General features: G+C 47.4%; 9 protein-coding genes and 1 pseudogene. 3 read left to right on the forward strand and 7 right to left on the reverse strand.

The genetic code is table 11. The annotated features are described in order from the left end of the window. The first annotated feature begins 591 nt into the window (after positions 1 to 591). Complete coding sequence (locus AC534G_RS05245) at positions 592 to 951, forward strand: hypothetical protein (RefSeq protein WP_032720407.1); 360 nt, start codon at positions 592 to 594, stop codon at positions 949 to 951. A gap of 30 nt (positions 952 to 981) precedes the next feature. Here AC534G_RS05245 and AC534G_RS05250 read toward each other — a convergent pair. From AC534G_RS05250 to AC534G_RS05265, 4 genes and pseudogenes are all read right to left on the reverse strand, one after another. Then, positions 982 to 1,294, reverse strand: a pseudogene (locus tag AC534G_RS05250) (hypothetical protein); the annotation flags it as partial. 119 nt (positions 1,295 to 1,413) lie between these two features. Next, complete coding sequence (locus tag AC534G_RS05255; protein WP_255085937.1) at positions 1,414 to 4,299, reverse strand: TrlF family AAA-like ATPase; 2,886 nt, start codon at positions 4,297 to 4,299, stop codon at positions 1,414 to 1,416. A gap of 527 nt (positions 4,300 to 4,826) precedes the next feature. After that, complete coding sequence (locus AC534G_RS05260) at positions 4,827 to 5,345, reverse strand: YqeJ family protein (RefSeq protein ID WP_110497003.1); 519 nt, start codon at positions 5,343 to 5,345, stop codon at positions 4,827 to 4,829. After that, positions 5,345 to 6,130 (reverse strand): winged helix-turn-helix domain-containing protein, encoded by a 786-nt coding sequence (locus AC534G_RS05265; RefSeq protein WP_110497004.1) that lies wholly within the window; start codon positions 6,128 to 6,130, stop codon positions 5,345 to 5,347. Before AC534G_RS05265 ends, AC534G_RS05260 begins: the two co-directional genes overlap by 1 nt. A gap of 495 nt (positions 6,131 to 6,625) precedes the next feature. On the opposite strand from AC534G_RS05265, the gene AC534G_RS05270 reads away from it, so the two are divergent. Further along, the gene (locus AC534G_RS05270; protein WP_233638715.1) at positions 6,626 to 7,183 is read left to right on the forward strand and encodes a helix-turn-helix domain-containing protein; all 558 of its coding nucleotides are present in this window, start codon (positions 6,626 to 6,628) and stop codon (positions 7,181 to 7,183) included. Between the two features lie 41 nt (positions 7,184 to 7,224). Here AC534G_RS05270 and AC534G_RS05275 read toward each other — a convergent pair whose 3' ends face one another. The 3 genes from AC534G_RS05275 to AC534G_RS05285 form a co-directional block, all read right to left on the reverse strand. Further along, positions 7,225 to 8,598, reverse strand: coding sequence for an HlyD family type I secretion periplasmic adaptor subunit (locus AC534G_RS05275; protein ID WP_110497008.1), 1,374 nt, complete (start codon positions 8,596 to 8,598; stop codon positions 7,225 to 7,227). Further along, on the reverse strand, positions 8,585 to 10,777 hold the full coding sequence (locus tag AC534G_RS05280) for a type I secretion system permease/ATPase (protein ID WP_227410275.1): 2,193 nt from the start codon (positions 10,775 to 10,777) through the stop codon (positions 8,585 to 8,587). The genes AC534G_RS05275 and AC534G_RS05280 overlap by 14 nt, the downstream gene beginning before the upstream one ends. A gap of 90 nt (positions 10,778 to 10,867) precedes the next feature. Continuing rightward, complete coding sequence (locus tag AC534G_RS05285; protein ID WP_085048840.1) at positions 10,868 to 12,211, reverse strand: TolC family outer membrane protein; 1,344 nt, start codon at positions 12,209 to 12,211, stop codon at positions 10,868 to 10,870. Between the two features lie 332 nt (positions 12,212 to 12,543). On the opposite strand from AC534G_RS05285, the gene AC534G_RS05290 reads away from it, so the two are divergent. Next, positions 12,544 to 21,633 carry a retention module-containing protein gene (locus AC534G_RS05290; RefSeq protein ID WP_199983120.1) on the forward strand — a complete coding sequence of 3,030 codons (9,090 nt, stop codon included), beginning with the start codon at positions 12,544 to 12,546 and terminating at the stop codon, positions 21,631 to 21,633. The last annotated feature ends 44 nt before the right edge of the window (positions 21,634 to 21,677 follow it).

Consider the following 21,677-nt stretch of genomic DNA (forward strand, 5'->3'; position numbering starts at 1 on the left):
AGGATTAGCTGTCTGGTATAAATAAAAATAGAATAATACCTGCAAGGTAGTATCTCAATTAATCACGAGTTAGTATCCGAAATAATCATGATTTTGCATGTATTCTCTGATAGTGGTTTGATATGCGAAATAATGTCGGGAAGCTTTGGTGGTGAATCCACATCGCCAACAAAATAGCGCGCACAGTAGAAACGTATCAGTAGAATGAACAGCATTACAGGTAGTTCTTTTCTTTTCTGACCGAAGGGAAGAAAAGCAAGGGCAATCCGGAGAAGCAAGCGCAGCGGCTTCGCAGGGTTAGCCCTTGCTTCATTTCGCTATAATAATAAAAAATCGCAGTGCCTGATATTTTATATAAAGATATACAGCTTAACTTGCATATGTTTTAAAGCTTCTCTTGCAGCACAGAAGATGCTATAAATTTCCGCTTCGGTTGAATAGATGACACAGTATGGTGCTTATAATTAAAAAATTATTTACTCAAGCAATTATTTTTATAATAAATATTATTTATTTCACAAAAACGCTTGACATTCTTTCTTGAAGTGATTAATGGTAATGTTGTATAAATTTAAAACAAGAGGTTAAATAATGACTGAATATAATACGGCCTTCAATGAAGTTGACTTGCTTATGAATGAGATGCTTGAAAAATTAAATATATCATTAAATGAAACGAATTTATATCCAACTGATGATATGTTTCGGATAATTGTGCAAGAGATCGATGTTGAAAATTTAAAAATACTATCTTTTATTTATAACGAAGGATCTCAAGAGGTTATAGACAATATGACTCCCGTAATAAAAGAATTCATGTACTGGTGGGGAGATAATTTAGATTATGGTACTATTAATATCCAATCTCTAATTGCAAAAAAAGAAGAAAAAATAATTTCTTCAATCATATTAGAAAATTCAGATAAAGCTAAAAACATAAAAAGAATTTGATGGTTAATTGCAATCCTGACAATCATGCTCTCATGACCATTTTTTAGAGGGGGGAGGGGCCGTTGCATTCACTTCATAGGAATACCTACTCATAGAGGCTGTCTGGCACGAGCGAAGCTCTTTGATCTGTTTCTTGACTGCGAAGATCTCTGTTTTAGTTAACTCACTATTGCTACTTTTTGCATCAAGATGGCTTATAAGGCGGTTCAGCTTTTGGGATATGTTAGACTATGATTTCCAAGCTTCAACATTGATAGCAGGAACGACAGGAGGAAGCCTATCAAAGAGGTTAATCGAAGCCATTCGCCTTGCTTTTGTTTCCACGATTAGTATTAAGAAGCTCAGTGTAGGTCAATCTTCGTGCTTAGATTTTGATTTTTTCAACAGAACGGTGAAAAAAGCAAGGGACAAGAGAAGCGGAGCTTCTCTTAGTCATACCTTGCTAACATTCCTATATATCATTTAGAATCTTAGGCCATATTTTATTTCTCTTTCTTTAAATGCATCCTGGCCTCCTTCCAGAATTTCACATACATGTTGCCTTATACCCATACTCTTGAGAAGACAAGTATCCTGTATTTTTTCAAAAGTATTTTCAAGTGCATTACTGATATATTCAAACTGATACTCTTCATTCTCACCATCTTTAATTTGACCAGTTTGGTTTGCAACAATAACACATTCTGAATCAGCGGAAACAACAAGGTTTGCGTTATGAGTAACCAATATTATTTGTCTCGTTTTTTTGCGTTGCTTAATAAACCTGTTCAACTGTTCATAAATAGTTCTGTTATCTAAGTTATCTTCTGGTTGATCTATGAGTATTGGATGCGATGCATTGCTCAGGTGCAACAATAAATTCAAAAGAACTAACCCTCTTTTACCCGGAGACATTTTTATTATTTCATCATTATTATAGATAATTTCATAATCAATGAAGAAATAGTCATCGTAGAGTGTGTAAAGGATATCCTTTTTAGTAATCCCTTTTTTCACTTTGGGACAGGTTTCTTTTTTTGTATTTGCTAAAATGGTATTTATTTTTTCTATATGGTTTACTACATCAAAAGCAAAAATCTCTTTAGGATCATATGCATCACCCATTAAAGGTTGTAGATTGCCTCTCATGTCATAATTATCTATGAATTTATCAAATCCATCTTTATTGAAACTCAGTTTAGGGATTATTTTCATATCATCAGAAATACTATATTGCTCTGATGATAACTCAATAATATAGTCTTGATATAAAGACATTAATTCTGCATAGTTTGTTTGTAAATTAGAAAGGTTGTCTTTTGCATCTACTAATAATTTATCTATTACTTGTTGCAGTCCATTTATTTTGCTTAGTTTTTCTCTTTCGATACTTATTTTTTTGGTAAATAAGTCGAGGCTTTCTTTTTCCTTAACTTTTAATAATAAAGGAGTGATCTCTAACTCTGATTTTTCTTTTATTTGTGTGATTTTATCGATGAGTTTTGGTATTTTATTCGTTTTCAACTCAAAATGCTTTTGAGTTTCTAAGCGAATACTGTCCATACCTTTTTCAATAATAGAATAGTATTTTCTGGAAAAAATAGCAGTATCCGCAACACTTAATGAGGATGCTAAATCAGATTTTAAAGCATTAGTGTAATCTAGAAACCTTTCGTGTAGGCCAGTTATTAGCTTTGTGGAGTTTAAATAATAGTTATCAACTACTCTTAGTCTATTCTCAGAGTTTTTTAGAATGGTGTTGAGTTTATTGTATTTTATTATTTCTTGCTGGTTGAATCCTGATTTTTCTCTTAGTTTTTTACATTGTTCTTCTAATGAACTGATCTCCTTTTCAATAGAGGATTTATCACCAATCTTATTTCTTTCATCACATAATGTTGTGTAATTATCTGAAAATGTCTGATGAAGTTCAATTTTTTCTTTTATCTCTTTATTTTTTAATTTAATTTCAGAGTTTTTTACTTCACTGAATTCATAAAAATCTCTATTCTGCTTCAGAATTGACTCGATAAGTTTTTTGAGCTGATTTTTTCCTTCAACTTCCGCAAGTTTATTAATATACAATTGAGGTATGTAAGTTATAGGTTTTGTATCCTCTAAGTCAGAGAGCAAACTAATACTTCCATCATCCCACTCTACCTCAAAGTCAACACCTTGTGTATCATAGTTATCGGTGTCAGCTAAGTTTATGTTTTCTAAAACAGTACTTTTATTTATAGCCGCTGCAATGAAGTAAAGTAAAAGTGATTTTCCAGAAGACTTTCCACCTATTATTGTATTCAAATCTTTATTTAAATATATCCAATTTTTGGGGAATTTTTTATCTTCACATATAAATCTTGCTCTTAATATCGTTTGATATCCAGCTTTTGTCTGAGGGTGAGATTCTTGGATTTTAACTCTCGACTCAGGCTCATATATTATTTGTTTTAGCCCATCAAAACTGAGATTAGATTTTATCCAGGTGTGTCTGTTATCGTCAGGTTTAAACATTTTATCTGAGGAGTGTGCATCTGAACCCCAAACGCAAGGTTTTATGTTTCCAAACTCTTTCAGATAATCTCTTATCGTCTCGTGTTTTTCACCTTTGCAAAAATCAATAGTGCCACTATTTGAAGTGAAGAGCATGTGTGATTGCATTATGAGATGCTTCCGAACGGCATGGCCTTGACTCTTCCAACTGACTTTACTTAGATCTTCATCTGCTGGTAAAGCTAATATATATTTTCCTTTGAATTTTCCGTTCGTGTTTAATATGTCTTTGAGTTCATCAAGATTGAAGCATGAATTTATCATCCCTACAAATAAAGGATTTTGTCCAGCAAAATTATGTTGATGTTGGCATAGTTTTTCGCCAAATTCGATTATATTCTCTTTTGTGAAGTTTCTTCTGTCTGTTCTGGCACCTGGTTCTGAATAATAATCAAATTTCAGACAGTTTATAATTTCTTTTTCTATGGTTTCTGGAGAAACAGAATCACATAATAAGAGGTGGTAATTTACTTTTCTATTCCACTTTAAATCTGATTCCTTTCCGATAACTAATTTATCAATTCTGAACTCGATGTTTGGTAATACCTTTATTTCTTTAACTAACTCATAATTTTCAGCACCTAATAATTGCTCCATTCTTTCAGGGTTAGATAAGTAGTCATTTTTTATCTTTTTATATCCATCTATGAAAAAATAATCAGTAATCCCTATTACTTTTACATTTTCTTCGATAGCTTTAGTGAATAAATCAATAATATATTTATCCCAGTCGTCTCTATATTCGTTTCTCAAAACTGATGCAGGAGTATGGACATGAAGATCCCATTTATTCCATTCTGAGCCTCTACTGATCATTTCTTTCTCCATCTGAATTAAATTTATTTTTTATTTAATAGGATGATGACCTATACTTATTCAGAATATAACTTAAATCTGTGTGAACAAGAAGTATCGTTCCATTATTTTTTGATGACTTGGTATACTCCCCTAAGCTATCTATTATTGCTTTTTTCTAAGATATGTAGCCCATATGTACACCAAATTTGGTTAAATATTGAATTATTCAATCATATCAATAGTTAAGATGTTGAAGGAAAGTACTGCTGCATCATGGGGGTGTGGGCGTCGAGATTATCGATTGTACTCATGGAGTTGTGTCCAGTTCCCTGATTTTCAATGGTTTGCGATATTCTTGTTTTCGTTGTTATCACATAAGATGCACATGATAACGGAGATATGCTTTTCAGGGAAAGCGGGGAAGGATGACTTCTCGATCCAGATTCCGCTCCGGGGCGACTCAGACGATGACAATGTATTCTGGAGAGGGGAGAATCATAAATTTATCCTCTGGCATTCCCTCGTAGGTTGAGCCTCCAGAAAGCTTATAATTTTTCATTTTGCGGCAACGCATAATTCTGGCAGTACAGGTAGGGGATCCCTTCTTTAGTAATCAGATACGTCTTGCTATTTAGCGCAAAATAATCGACGTTGGATACGCTGGTATTGGTCAGGAAAAAATCGGGGAGCAGTTCCTGAATAAGGCTGGCGGGGGCCGTTTCGCGATTGGATATTTGTATTTTCTGTGAAATCCAGACCGGACTTGAGCCGTAGCTGGATTGTGTAAACAGGACCATGCGTTGCACGGTTTGCTCATTATTTCTGGCATCTTTGATGATACCATCAACATTCACAATGCCTTTACTCCCGCCGATTTTAATATCAATAATCCCACGAAATGAGCTTGTATTACGTACTATTTCGATGGCTGAACGACAGGTCAGATTATGACGTTCACCTGTGTTTTTACTGAACCGATAGACGGCAGTAACCATGAGCGCAGCAAAACAGATCAGCAGGATTACACCTGTCCGGATGCGGGACGTTCGGGGATATAAATTCATTAGCTATCATACCGGGGGTAATAAACCGACTGACAGGCGTTGTCTTGCCTGGCTTTCATCGGTGAGCGACATACAAGCACGGACAATTTCTTTGACTCAGGATAGGTCGTAATATAAATGAATTTATTGCTCTGACACAATCCCGGATTGTTGTTGATAAACGCCGTATGCCGGGAGAAATTACTGGCATCATTGTTAAAGTAATACTGACAGTCAGTGGGCGTTTTGCTGACCGTGATATAGTTGGAAAAATAATCATCGCTGGCCTGCCATGGGTATAATATAAGCGCGCAAATTATAAGAGTCAGCGTCACTATGATTATTTCTGCGGTGGTGAACAAAGATTGACGCGGTGTCCCGGGCAACAGATCTTCTATAACGGTATCCGGGGCCACGGACTCTTCACCTGAAGAAGAGATCCCCTCTGGCGTCTCAATCGTCTGAATGTCAAACGATTCCTGGATAATCAACCCCTTGCGAGGGATGGTTGTGATTAGCGGTTGCTCCAGATCCAGCTGTAGCAAACTTTTGCGCAGGGAGAGAATGCTTTGATAAAAGGCATTGAAACTAACCTGACGATGGTTTTTACCCCAGCCAAACTCCAGCAGTTCGTTTTGTGAAACCACCTGGCCGCGATGCTGAATAAGTAATAAAAGACATAATGACGCTGAGTGTTTGAGTTTTATCTGCTGATTGGGTTGAGCTACTCGCGCCAGACATTGTGTGGCTGGCGTAAATATTATTTTATTTTCAATCAGATAACTGACATTGCCAGTCTCAGACATAGTAGTCTCTACTCTTGATAATGCGCCAGGTGGCTGGTAAGCCATGATACCACTTAGCCCATAATAGCTACCAGCATGGCCCCGATCCTACAACGAAAATCGCGAAGTGTTTCAAATTAGTATCATAATATAACAACAATGATAACTTTTTTAATAAAAATAAACCATATATAAATCAATGGATTGTGTCTTTTTGGCTACCTTGCAAAGAAGAGAAAGATGAAATAATGGCGGCAAAGATGATTGCCATTAATTCTTTATGGACAGCGCAATATACTGCCTGACGCCACCACGCGAAAACAGCATGTGTCTGAACGCGCCCACGGCACCAGGGAATGCCGGTGGCAGATGTAGAAGAGGGATAAATGTCAGCTTTCTTGAGGGCTGACATTTATTTTTGATGCTAAGTGAATTTTGATAAAGCCATAATTTGCGGTAGAGAGTCCCATGTTCCAGAAAGAAATTGAAAATGCTGTAGTACTTGTGGGTGATGAAATGAAGAAGTCAGATAATGCCTGGCTGTCGTTACGCAAAAAACGTCAGCGTATTGATCTGAAGGTTGATGGAAATATCTTGTTTCTGGAGAAAGGGACCGTCTCTGTTTATCGTGTGGAAAATGATATGGTAACCGTGAGTATTTCTGCTCCGGCCATACTCGGTTTGCCGCAAATGCGCACTGAAGTCGCCGGACACTATTTACGTTGCGATACCGATTGTGAAATGTGGGCAATGAGCGTGCAGAACGCCGATCATTTGTTTACCGCTAAAAACTTATGGAAGCAGGCGTTTGATATCTTAACGCATCACCTGCAACGCTATTTCCAGCGTGAAGCGTTGCAGTCGCATCGCACCATTCGTGAGCAGATTATTGAACACGTAAAATATATTTGGTCGATGGAACCTGAAGTGCGTGAGAAAACATCCGTGTATACCTTTATTTTGACCCGTAATCATATCTCCCGCAGCGCCATCCACAAGGTTTTACAGGAACTGGTTAATGACGGGAAAATCACGTTAAACCGGGGAAAACTTTCCTTCTGTACTCCGTTATAAATTTATGCGCTCCCTGACATGATAAAAGGGAGCGCAGACGCTTAACGTTCTCTGAGTGCCTCCGCGCGAGCGCGAATAATCGGTTTTAACAGATAGCTGAGAATCGTTTTCCTGCCAGTGAGAATATCGACACTTGCTACCATGCCTGGGATTATCAGCATCGGATGCTCTTTCGTTCCCAGGTAGTTTTTGTCCGTTTGCAGGCGAACAATGTAAAAGCTTCGCCCCTGTTTATCGGTGACGGTGTCCGGACTTATCTGCACCACCTCGCCCTGCAGACCGCCATAGATGGTGTAATCGTAGGCCGTAAATTTCACCATTGCATGCTGACCCGGATGGAGAAAGGCAATATCGCGCGGCTGTATTTTGGCTTCGATTAACAGCTTGTCATCCAACGGAACGATTTCTACCAGATCGCTGCCAGGCTGGATGACGCCGCCGATGGTATTCACCATCACCTGCTGGACGATACCGCGCACCGGTGAAGTGACCATGGTACGATTCACCCGGTCTTGCAGCGCTTTTACGCTGGCCTGGGTTTTGCTCAGATTGGTACGGGCCTCGTTGAGTTGAGCCAGCGCATCGCTCTGGAAGCGGCCTCGACTCTCGCCGATTTTATTCTCAATCTCTTTAATTTCTGACGCGGCTTTGGGCAGCGACAAACTAATAGAGTTGAGCTGCCCGGCGGTTTCCACTTCGGTACGACGCAGGCGCAGTAATTCCACTTTCGAAATGGCGCCCGAGGCGAGCAGCGGCTCGGACATTTTGATTTCCTGGCGTATTAACCCGAGGCTGTGCTTAAACTGCTCTTCTTTCGATTCAAAGTCGCGCAACTCCTGTTTTTTCTGCACCAACTGTTCTTCAAGTCCGGATATTTCGTTGTGAAACTGCTCCCGGCGGCTGTTGTACAGTTCAGTTTCTCCCCGCGCGACATCCGGCGCTTTGCTGGCAATCTCTGGGGAAATAACAAAGTCCCGGTTTTCAACTTCCGCCGTCAGGCGCTCAACTTTTGCCCGCAGGCCGAGTTTATCCGCTTCTGTTTCGCCGACGTTAGAGGCAAAGCGCGTATCATCCAGATGCAGCAACGACGTTCCAGGGTTAACAATTTGCCCTTCGTGCACATACAGTTCGGTGACGATCCCACCTTCCAGGTTCTGGATTTTTTGCAGTTTGGATGACGGGATCGCTTTACCTTCCCCGCGGGTGACTTCATCGATTTTCGCAAAGCCAGCCCACACGAAAGACAACACCACCAGCGCGAGGATCGTCCACAGCGTCAGTCGAATCACTCTCGGGGAGTCATCAATAATGGCCTGGCTGACTTCATTGATACTGTCAGTTTGATTTTCATCACGGCCATGAAAATAGTGCTGCATAGCGCGGCGGGCACGAGCCAGGAAATCAGCGAGATGCATTAATCTGCCCCTTTTTCAACGCATCCATCACCACAGCTTTCGGGCCATCCGCGATGATGCGTCCTTTATCGACAATAATCAGGCGGTCAACCAGCGACAGCATGGAAGCGCGGTGCGTAACCAGTAATAACGTTTTGCCCGCGATGCAGGGGACCAGCGCGTGTTTGATCTTCTCCTCGCTGGTGTTGTCCATCGAGCTGGTGGGTTCATCCAGTAACAGAAGAGGCGGATCCAGCAAAAGCGCGCGTGCCAGCGCTACCGCCTGCCGCTGTCCACCGGAAAGTCGGGAGCCGCGCTCGCCAACCTGCAGGTTATAGCCGTCAGGATGCAAGCGCGCAAAATCGTTGACGCCGGCCAGTTCTGCTGCCCGCAGCATGGTTTCGTCATCGATATAACGCGCCCCGCATAGCAAATTGTCGCGTAGCGTGCCATTGAACAACTGGATATCCTGCGGCACGTAGCCGATGCTGTGGCGCAGATCGTTCACATCCAACTGACGAGAATCGATACCGTCGATCAGAATATTTCCGGCGCTGGGCTGGTACAGATTGACCAGCAGTTTGCTGAGCGAACTTTTACCGGAACCACTGCGTCCGATGATGCCGATTCGTTCCCCGGGCTGAATGGTCAGATTAATTTTTTGCAGCGACAGGTTCTGTTGTTCCGGGTAGCTGAAATCGACATCGCGAAATTCTATGCTGCCCTGTAGCTGCTCACGTTTGAGCGGATTTTCATCCGCGCGACGCTCCTGCGCCAGCGACATCATTTTCTCGGTATTTTTGATGGTGAGCTTCGCCTGCTGATAACGGGCGATAAGGCCGGTTAACTGACCCAGCGGCATTAATGCCCGGCCGTTGAGCATGTAGCAGGCGATAAGTCCCCCCATACTCAGTTTGCCGCCGATAATCATGTACACCCCGACGATAATCATCACCACCCCGGAGATTTGCTGGAACCAGCCGGTCAGGTTGCTCGCCAGGCTGGACAAGGTTTTCACCCGTAGCTCGAGGCGACTCAGGCTGCCCAGCGTTTGTTCCCACTGAAACTGGCGTTCGCTCTGGGCATTGTTCACTTTGATGGCATCCAGGCTGCTCAGGGTTTCAATCAGCAATGCCTGGCGTTCGCTGGCGAGACTCATGGTTTTAGTGACTGCCGCGTTGACCGGTTTTTGTAACGCCCAACTGCACAACAAAGCAATCGGCAGCGTCAGGAGCGGGATCCAGGCCAGCGCACCGCCGATAATCCCGATAACGATCAGCAGCAGCAGGGTGAAGGGCAGATCGATAATCGTCGTCAGCGTAAGTGATGAGAGGAAATCACGCAGCGACTGAAACTCGTGAATATTCTGCGCAAAACTGCCCACCCGCGCCGGACGTTCTTTCATCTCCATGCCGATAATGCGCTCAAACAGCGTTGAGGAGATGATGAGATCGCTTTTTTTGCCCGCAATATCAAGGCAGATACCGCGCAGCATTTTCAATATCAGATCAAAAATAAAAGCCAGGCAGATACCGACCGCCAATACCCACAGCGTGACCGTTGCCTGGTTAGGTACGACCCGGTCATAGACGTTCATGGTGAAGAGCGGCGTGCCGAGCGCAATCAGGTTGATCAGCAGGCTGGCCAGCACCGCATCCATATACAGGAAACGTGACAGCTTCAGGGTGTCTTTAAACCAGGATTTGGTACGTGGCAGAAAAGCTTCCGCCTGCAAATCGAATTCGTGGCGCGGATGAGCAAAAATCACTTTACCGGCATAACTTTGTTCAAGCGTGGCGACATCGACGCAAATCTCCCCACCTTCGCTTTCGCTGGGCATAAAGCGGGCGCTGCCGTCGTCGTTCCATGCCAGTAATACTCCGGTTCCGCCACAACGCAGTAACAGGACTGCAGGCAGAGACATGGCCGGAATTTTATCGAGCGCGCGCGTGACAATCCGCGCCTTTAAACCGGCCCTTGCCGCCGCGCGTGGAAATATATTCAGCGTGAGCCGATCGTTTTCTAATGGCAACCCACTGCTTAATGTTGAACGGCTCGCCGGTTTACCGTGCAACGCACACAGAATGAGTAAGCTATCTAATAGCGGATCGTCATTATAACTGCGGGGGTCGTGATGTTGAGAATTAGGAGAAGCATAATTCCCGGATACTTCATTTAATAATTCAGCTTGTGCACTCATTTTCGCAACCATTTCTGACCGTGCACGTTAAAATAATAGCAAGCTAATTATCAGCGTGCAGGTCAGAGATTTATTTTGGATTAATAATTATTAATGCAGATCCGGTAAGCTATTTTCTTGTTGTGAATCGACCGGTTGCCCTGATGGCGGCGGTGTGATTTTTAGAATATTCATTAATTCACCCGTGCGTTCGCTAATACGGTAGCCGCTGGTCATCGCCAGATAACGCAGTTCAACAAGGCGACGTTTAGAAGAAAAAACTTCATTTTCACTGTCGAGCAAATCCAGCAGCGTACGTTCGCCAAGACTGAATTGATCCTGATAAGCAGTGCGCACTTTAACGCTACGGTCGGCATATTCTTCCGCTGAAGGAAGCTGAGCGCGTGCGTTTTGTAACGCCGTCCAGGCCAGGCGCAGCTCCTGATTCAGCTGGCGTAGCGTGTTATTGCGTACGTCCTGCGCCTGTTTATGCAGATACGCGCGGGAGTTCATATTGGCTTTGTCGCTACCGCCCTGGTACAGGTTGTAATGCAGTTTTACCATTGCTTCCCACTCTTCAGTATGGGCGCGGGTGGTGTCGGTGTTATTACTAATCCCGCGGGAAAGCTCAACGTCCACGCGCGGATAGAAGGTTGATTTCGAGGCCTCATACTGCTGATGCGCGGCGTCGATATCCGCATTGGCGGATTTCAGTAATGGACTGTTTTTTTCCATCCGACTTTTGGCGTCTTCCAGCGAGGTGGGCAACTGAGAGTCAATACTCTCGGGCAGGCTTAAACCTTGCGGATCCATGCCCGTCACGCTGACAAAGGTGGTTTTCGCGTCTTCAAGATTCGTCTGCTCGGTCAGCAAGTTATTACGCGCCTGCGCCAGACGCGCTTCGGCTTGCATAAAGTCCCCGGAGCGCCCAACCCCCTGATCGGTACGCAGTTTTATCTGGTCGTAAATGCGTTCGTGGTTCGCCAGATCGTCCTCAGCAAGGCGAACAAACTCTTCGCGTTGTAGCACGTCGAAATAGGCCTGAATGACCGCATAAGCGGTACTTTCGCTGGTGTTCATCACGCTCCAGGCGCGCGAGTCAACGGTCGCTTTTTGCCGTGCAACTTCGCTGGAGGTGGCAAAACCATTAAACACATTTTGCTCAAGACTCAGCGTCGCTTCGTTAGGTGACTGGGTCAGACCGTTATTGCGTCCTGCCGCGCGAGTCGTTGCATCATCAACATTTTTGCGTCCGGCCTCTGCATTTAAATTGAGTGAGGGTAAATAGCCACCTTGAGCGGCCCGCAGTTCTTGCTCTGAAGAATAACGGCTATTTATTGCGGCATTAACTTCAGGATGATTAGCTAAAGCGTTTTTAACGGTATTTTGTAAGTCTTCTGCATTTACTGAGGATATTGAAAAGCATGAAAGCAGAAAAACTAAAAACTTCTTCATGACATGAATGCCTTATATGACACGGTTATGACATCCTGCTGTCGTCGCTATCATCCATTTTTACAAACACGTTATATTAATTAACAAAGGTAAATTGTCTTAATTGAAGCCTATGGTCAGCTATTCTCAGACATGTTTTGTCACATCGTGTTTTATTTTTGGTTATTTTTTATTATATTCATTTGCCAGTCAAGTCTCATGTAATTGCATTCTTTAAAATGTGTTTTTTTCTACATTGAGATATTAATGTTTACATTAAATGAATGTGATATTTGTTCGTTAATATATTAACGATTTTATAAAAATAATGATGGTAATTAAGTGAGGTTACGGTGAGCAAATTACTCGGTGTGATCAAAGCAATCATTGGGCAGGTATACGTTGTCGATGCTAATGGCGCACAACGACTTGTTCATGAGGGCGACAGAGTATATAGCGGTGAGGAAATTGTGACCGGCGCCAGCGGCGCGGTGAGTCTCTCTTTACCAGACGGGAAGACGCTGGATATTGGCCGTAACAGCCATTGGGGCGAACACGGGCTACAGGTCAACCATAATCCGGAGCATGATGCCCAGGATATTGCCGCCGTACAAAAAGCCATTGCCGACGGCGCTGACCCGACGCAGGTGCTGGAAGCCACCGCGGCGGGTAATGACGCGCCGGTACAGCTTGAGGGCGGTGGCGGTGGTCACACCCTGGTTCAGCTTGAATTAACCGGACAGGTGGTTGATCCTACAGCGGGTTTTAATACTAAAGGTCTGGGTAGCCCGAACTGGGAGATCAATTTGCCGGTTGGAGGAGTGGGAGCAGGCTCGGCGAGCGTTTTCCCGCCTGAAGTGCAAATTACCGAGTTTGCCGGTAATGACGGATTTATTAACAACAGTGAATTTCACCAGACCCATTTAAGCGGCACCAGTAATCAAAGTCACGTCACACTTACCTTCACAGATAGCCAAAAAAACACATTCACCGTTGAGGTTCCGGTGAATAACGGTCACTGGAATATTAATACCGACCTTAGCGGATTAGTGCCAGGAAATGTAACCGTAGTGGCAATAGCGACCGATGTCACAGGACGAACGGCAGAAAGTGTCGATCATGCGTTGATTGATATCACCGGACCACGTATTGATATTACGGTCGATAGCGTTACCCCTGATAATCTCATCAACTACGCAGAGTCACGCCAGCCGCAGACGATGATCCATGGGAGTGCAGGCGGAGATGCCAAACCAGGTGATATCGTTACCTTATTGGTTGATGGTAAAGAATATACCGGCGTCGTTACTAACCCGGGTAATGGCGCTCTGATTTATACCATTCCGGTACAGACTCAGGGATTGCTGAACGACCCGAATATTCACGCCACGCTGACCTCTTTCGACGATGCCGGCAATCGCACAACGGTTTCCACCGAGCATCATGTTGATACCGACTTATCCGCGCAAAACGCCGTGACTATTGACGCGGTGGCGAATGATGATGTCGTCAATGCCAATGAGTTTCGTATGCCGACCGTCATTTCTGGCGTCGCCAGCGGCGATGCGCAAGCGGGCGACCCGGTCATCCTGACCCTTCAGGGCAAAGAGTTTCATGGCACGATTTTCGACGACCATGGGCAGCTACGCTATGAGATCGTGGTGCCTTCAGCCACCCTGAAAGAGGGCGCGAATGAGGTGCAGGTGACGCTGGTCAGCCACGACGCGCCAGGCAATGAGGCCATCGCCGTGACGCACCGTACCGTGGTACTGGATACCCAGGCACATAACGCGCTGACTATCGATAACGTGACAGATGATAACGTCCTGAACCACAGCGAACTGTATAAGCGCAACCAGGTGATTTCCGGAACCGTCAGCGGAGAAGACGCCAGAGTGGGCGACCCGGTACAGCTGGTGGTTAATCATCATCAGTACAGCGGGCAGGTGATTGATCTTGGCAACGGCAGCCTGGGATATCGCATTGCGGTTAACGCTTCCGACTTTGCCAATAACAGCACGCCGGTTGATGGTAACGTGGAAGTGAAGGTCACTGTTACCTCTCACGATGCGGCGGGCAACCTGGCGATTGTCACCGACACCCACAGCGTGCGCATTGATAATCTTGCGACCAATCAGGTCAACATTGACGCGGTGGCGACGGATGATGTGGTCAACGCCATTGAAAACCGCATGACCACGCTGATTAGCGGTGTGGCAGGCGGTGATGCCAAAGTGGGCGATGCGGTCACCGTCAGCGTACAGGGGCAAAACTATGCCGGAACGGTAGTCAATGATAACGGTCAGTTGCGCTATGAAGTGGCATTACCGAAAGGAACGTTGCTGGAAGGTAAAAACGATGTGGTGGTAACGCTGGTCAGCCTCGATGCGGCGGGTAACGAAGTCACCGCGCTCGCGCACCGTACCGTCACGCTCGACACTCAGGCGCATAACTCGCTGACAATCAATGATGTAGATAGTGATAACACCCTGAATCGTAGTGAGTTGTACACTCGTAACCAGGTCATCTCCGGCACCATTGGCAGCAATGAAGATGCTAAACCTGGCGATCCGGTACAACTGGAGATCAACGGTCACCAGTACCGCGGGGAGGTTATCGATTTAGGCCACAATGCGCTGGGCTACCGTATCACGGTAAACACTGCAGACTTTGCTGACAACAGCGTGCCGGTCGACGGTAACGTGGACGTGAAGGTCACGGTCACCTCTCATGATGCGGCGGGTAACCTGGCGATCGCCACCGACACCCACAGCGTGCACATTGATAACTTCGCCACCAATCAGGTCAGCATCAATGCTGTGGCGACGGACGATGTGGTCAACACCATTGAAAACCGTATGGTAACGCTAATTAGCGGGGACGCTGGTGGTGATGCTAAAGCGGGCGATGCGGTCACCGTCAGCGTCCATGGGCAAAACTATGCCGGAACAATCGTTGATGATAACGGGCAGTTGCGCTACGAAGTCGCATTGCCGAAGACGGCCTTACAGGAAGGTACAAACGACGTAGTGGTGACGTTGGTCAGTCATGACTCGGTGGGAAATGAAGTTACCGCGCTGGCACACCGCACCATCACGTTAGACACGCAGGCGCATAATACTATCCGCATACATGACCTCACTGCAGACAATGCGCTGAATTACCAGGAACTGCTTGCGGCTAAACAGACGATTACCGGTTTTGTTGGCGGTGAGGATGCGAAGGTCAACGATCCGGTCTTACTGGAGATAAATGGGCATCAGTACAGCGGTAAGGTGGTTGATTTTGGCCGCGGTAAGCTGGGTTATCGCATCGATGTGGACTCTTCTGCATTTGCCGATAACAGCGGCCATGTTCTGACGAATGTGAATATTACCGCGATGGTCACCTCTCATGATGCGGCGGGAAACCTGGCCATCGCCACCGATACGCATAAAGTTCATATCGATAACTATGCGGAAAACACGCTCAAAATTGATGCGGTAGCGACGGACAATGTGGTGAATGCCAACGAAAATCGCATGCCCACCATTGTGAGTATTGTGGCGGGGGGCGATGCCAGAGTTGGCGATGCGGTGACCATCAGCGTACGAGGACAGGACTTTAGCGGCACGGTGATCAACGATAATGGTCAGTTACGCTACGCAGTGGTTTTGCCGCATGGAACTCTGCATGAAGGTAAGAATGCGGTGGTCGCAACACTGCTCAGCCATGACGCGCTGGGCAACGCGGTGACCAGTGAATCGCACCGTATTATCACCCTCGATACGCATGCGGATAACGCTATCTCGTTGGATAACGTTGCCACGGACAATGTCATCAATTACCAGGAACTGTCCGCGGCGACACAGCGCATTACGGGCATCGTCGGGGGGGAAGATGCGAAGGTCGGCGACCCGATCCAACTGGTAGTTAATGGTCATCAGTACGAGAGTCAGGTCATTGACCTTGGTCAGGGGAAGCTGGGTTACCGTATTGATGTGGACTCCTCAGCGTTTGCGAACAACAGCGTTCATGTGCTGACGGATGTCGACGTACACGTCACGGTCACCTCGCATGATGCGGCGGGTAACCTTGCCATCGCGACTGACAGCCATAAAGTGCATATCGATAATTTTGCTAAAAACGTGGTGACGACCGCAGTGGTGGCGTCCGATGATGTGGTAAACGCCATTGAAAACCGCATGCCGACGCTGATTAGCGGTATCGCGAAAGGTCTGGATGCCAAAGCGGGTGACGTGGTGACTGTTCACGTGCAGGGGCAAAATCAGGACTTTAGTGGCACAGTGGTTAACGATCACGGCGTTCTGCGCTACGAAGTGTTTGTACCAACGGGTGTGCTGCAGGAAGGCAGCAACGACGTAATGGTCACGCTGGTCAGCCACGACGCTGCGGGCAATCAGGCGGTTGCGGTGGAGCATCGAACCGTCACGCTGGATACCCAGGCGCACAGTACCGTGGCTATTGATAACGTTACTGACGACAACAACCTTAACCACCAGGAGCTGGATACGCCGATGCAACTCATCAGCGGTAAGGTGGGAGGGGACGCGCAGCCTGGCGATGCGGTGATCGTTGAGATCAATCACCAGACGTTTAACGGCAAGGTCATCGACCTTGGTGGCGGACATCTGGGCTATCAAGTCCCCGTTGATTCAACGGCGTTCAGTGATAATAAGGGGCTCCAGGATAAAAATGTGTCCGTTAAGGTCACGGTTACCTCTCACGATGCGGTGGAAAATGAGGTTATAACCACCGCAACCCGTGTGGTGCATATTGATAATCATGCCGGGGCGGGAATCACCGTTGATACGGTAGCGGGCGATGACAAGCTCAACGGCGCAGAAGCAGCAAAACATCTCACTGAGGTGATGGGCACGGTGTCCGGCGATGTACACGCGGGCGCTAAAGTTCAGGTCATCGTCAACGGTCATACCTACGAAACAACCGCGCAGGCACTCCCGGAACATAACAATGCGCTGGGATATAAGCTGGACGTTCTGAGCCGCGATCTGGTCAAAGACCCGCATATCGTTGCTCGTGTAGTCGGTGAAGATAATGTGCATAATTTCCAGCAAGCGGAGATAACGCACGACCTGCTGGTTGATTTACATGCCAAAGCCATGCTGACGATTGATCCCGTCACTGGCGACAATAGGATTAATGGTGATGAATCAAAACAACCATTCACGTATGTAACCGGGAAAGTGGCTGGGGATGTTCATGTAAATGACGTCGTTTATCTCACCGTGAATGGCCACGTCCTGACGGGAAAAGTGAGCGATACCGGAGGTGGGGTTCTCGGCTATAGCATTAAGGTCAGTACCGCCGATCTGATCTCCGATCCGCATCTGACCGCGACGGTCAGCACCACCGATGGCGCGGGCAACCCGGCGACGGCCAATGCAGAAACCACGGTGATTATCGATACCCGTGTCGATGCGCAGATAACCATTGATGCCGTGACGCCGGATAATACCCTGAACCTCGCCGAGCAGATGCATGGCTATACGATGGTGAGCGGGACGGTGAGCGGGGAAGTTCACCCCGGCGATCCGTTCTCCATGACCATCAACGGCCATACCTATTCCGGTGTGGTAGAGGATCGCGGTAATCAACAAATGGGATTCCACGTTCCCGTTGCGACGGCCGATCTGGTTGCCGATCCGCATATCAGCGTCACCATGGATATCACGGACGATGCCCTGAACCATGCGCAAATTACAGCGCATCATACGGTTACGCTGGACGCGCAAGCGCTGGCCTCAATCACCATCGATCTGGTAACGGGCGACGATGTATTGAATAAGAGCGAATTGGGGCAAACCACGACGATCGTCAGCGGTACGGTGGGCGGCGATGCCAGGGTTAATGATGTGGTGCACCTGAATATCGGCGGCCATATGGTTGATGCGACGGTGACAAACCTGCCCAATCTGGGAACCCTGGGGTATTCCATTGGCGTGGATACGCAATGGCTGCAAAACGATCCGCATATCACCGCAACCATCACCACCACTGATGCGGCAGGAAATAACGCCACGGCAGATGCGCACAGCACCGTGATTATCGACGACCAGATTGACGCGATTGTTCATATCGATCCGATCGTCACTGGCAGTGGTGATGCGGTGATTAACCACGACGAAGCCCTTAAGCCGCAAACGACGGTTACGGGTACGGTGGGAGGCGATGTCAAAATCGGTGATACGGTTGAACTCACCATCAATCATCAGATCTATTATGCGCAGGTGGAAGATCACAACGGCCAGCGGGCTTTCAGCACTAAGGTGTCGACTCTGGATCTACTAATGGATCCGCATATTCATGCCGAAGTGACGGCCAAAGATGACGCCGGCAATATTGCACACGGGCACGATGACATGCCTGTGGTGGTTGATACCGTTGCCGATGCCGGGATTACGATTGATTCTGCGTTGAGCTGGCGAGGCTGGGCGCTACCCGCTGGAAACCGCCCGGAATTTGTGACGGTAACCGGGCATGTTACCCCGGACGCGAAGCTTAATGATTTGGTTACCGTTGATGTGGGTAACAACACGCATCTGGAAACGCATGTTATTACCCTCCCTGATGGGCAACTGGGTTACACGCTGGATATTCTTTCTCAGGATTGGAATAACAACGGCAATATCACCGTGTCCATCACCACCCATGACGATCACGGCAACACGGCGACAGCGGTAGAGCATAAATTTATCGATCTCCCGTGGGTAACCCAGACTTATACGCCTGCCAATACGCCTTTTAGTATGCACACCCCGACGACAACGGGAACAGGAACCACGCAACCTCACCAACCGACCGTGCATCTTACCGTTGATAAGGTGGCGGGCGATGATGTTCTCAACCACGATGAAGCGCAAAAGGCGACAACGGCAATCCGTGGCCTGGTCAGCGGCGACGTGCAGTCCGGGGACGAAGTGATTGTCACCATCAATCATGTGCAGTACACAGGGCATGTTATGAGCCTCCCGACGATGCCGGGACAGTTGGCATATGAGATTGATGTGCCGACCAGCGAACTGCAGGCGCACCCGAGGTTTGATGTCTCCATCACGGCTGGGACAGCCACAGATACGGTGCAGAAGACCATCTCCGTCGATACGGATAACCCGCTGCAGATAACGATGGATAAGATCGCCGGTGATGATGTTATCAATGCGGCTGAGGCGCAAAGCGGAAAAACGACCGTCAGCGGCACGGTCAGCGGCGAAGGGATCCACGATGGCAGCGTGGTGAGTCTGCAGGTCAATGGCAATACGCTAACTGCGGTCGTGCATGATGATAAACATGGTCACCTGGCCTGGTCGACGAAGGTCAGTATCAACGATCTGCACAATAACCCGGATATTATCGCGACGGTCATGGCGACGGATGATAACGGCAACCTGGGGAGCGCCTCTGCCAGCAGCCATGTCGTGGTCGATCTGAGCGCTAATGCTGGCGTGACGATAGATAACATTGCCGGTGACAATGTGCTGAACGCGCGGGAATCGCTGCAACCTAAGATGACCGTAACGGGGTCGGTATCCGGAGATGTGCACCCGGGCGATAAGGTAACGCTGACGGTTAACGGAAACCCTTATGCGGCGACTGTCGATAATAACCATCACTACTGCGTCGATATTTACACCAAAGACCTGCTGGCCGATCGCGCGATTGTCGCGACAGTCTCAGGATATGACGATCACGGTAACGTGCAGTCCGCCAGCTTCACGCAGGGCTATGCGATTGATAAATCGGCAAGCGGCAGCGTGACCATCAACACCGTCGGCGGCGACGATATTATCAATGCCGATGAAGTGAAAGACGGTAGCGTTGAAGTGAGTGGTACGGTGGATGGCGACGTGCATCTCGGTGATAAAGTCGCCATTCTCGTCGATGGCGTCACAGTACATACGCGTGTCATTGAGCTACCGCATATGAACGGGCAACTGGGCTACAAAGCGATGGTGAGTACGGTCGGGCTGCAAAATGATCCGAATATTCACGTCAGCGTAGAAGGGCAGGATTCGGCGTTGAACCCAATGCATGCCGTGAACGACAAAACGGTCACTATTGATACGCAGGTTGATGCCAGCATCGTGCTGGACAAAGTGTCAGTCGATGATGTGCTGAATAACGAGGAAACTCAGCATGCGAAAACCACTATCAGCGGTTATGTGACCGGGGACGTGGATGTTGGCGATCGGGTGACCATTACGGTTAACGGTAAAGATCTGGTGGCTGATGTGAAAAACAGCGGCGGGCAGAAGGTATTTAGCGTAGATGCCAGTACGGTTGACCTGATTCACGATCAAAAAATAACCGCTCACGTCACCGCCCATGATGATGCAGGTAACCGTGATGAGATCCATACCGATAAGACCATCACTATTGACAGGACTGCTGCAGGAACGATGGATATTGATAGCGTCACCCAGGATAACGTCCTGAACCAGCAGGAACTTCAGGGAACGACGGTGAGGGTAACCGGGCATCTTGGCGGCGATGTGGATGTATGGGATTCGATCAAATTAAAGATTGGTGGTCATGAATATACTGGTTCGGTAGATACGTTGGGGAATGGTGAGCGGGTTTATCATGTCGATGTAGACAGCGATGTGATGAAAGCGAACACCGCGTTCTCGGTTGAGGTCAACGGTCATGATGCGCCAGGCAACCCGTATTCAAAGACAACGTCCCACACCTATGCTGTGGATCAACAGGCAGACGCCACGCTTATCGTGGATAAACTCACCGGGGACAACCATATTTCACGTGCGGAAGCACAGGGGGCTATCACCCATATCACCGGCAGCGTGAGCGGTGATGTGCATGATGGGGAGCATATTAAAGCGCTGGTAAATGGGCATCAGTACGATGCGATTCTTCATCAGGGCAATAATGGGCTGACCTATGACATTGAGGCCGAGACCTCAGCGTTCCGGGCAGGCCATAACCGCGTAAGCGTATTGGTTGAGGCGCATGATGACCACGGCAATATTACGCCGTATACGCAAACGCTGAATGTGACGATGGATGATCCGGCACCACACAAAGGGCATACGGCGGATAAAGGAAATCATGCCGCGATGCAGCACGCGCTGCACAACCTGTTCGACGACAACGCATTATCTCTGTCTTATGCGCCAGCCGCGACCGGACACGGGCAGGCAACTGCCGTGTTGAGCGCTGACGATAAGGCGAAGGCCGTGCTCGATAAGGTCGATCTCAGCGATCTGGCGCGTGAACTGCACGAAGGCGTGGATATTGCGAAGTACATTCAAAGCGGCGGCGATCACCATCAAATAGCCAGTCCGGCGAAGGTCGCGCATGGCATTGATACTGCGCTGTCTACTCATGCAAGCGGCGATCTGCATTCTGCGACCTACTCGTTGGATCACCTGATAGCCAAACCCGATCACAACCCGACTCACTAACCGTTGCTTGCTGCCCTGTGTGAACAGGGCAGCGGCATCAGGGT

Source organism: Citrobacter sp. CRE-46, from assembly GCF_059615875.1.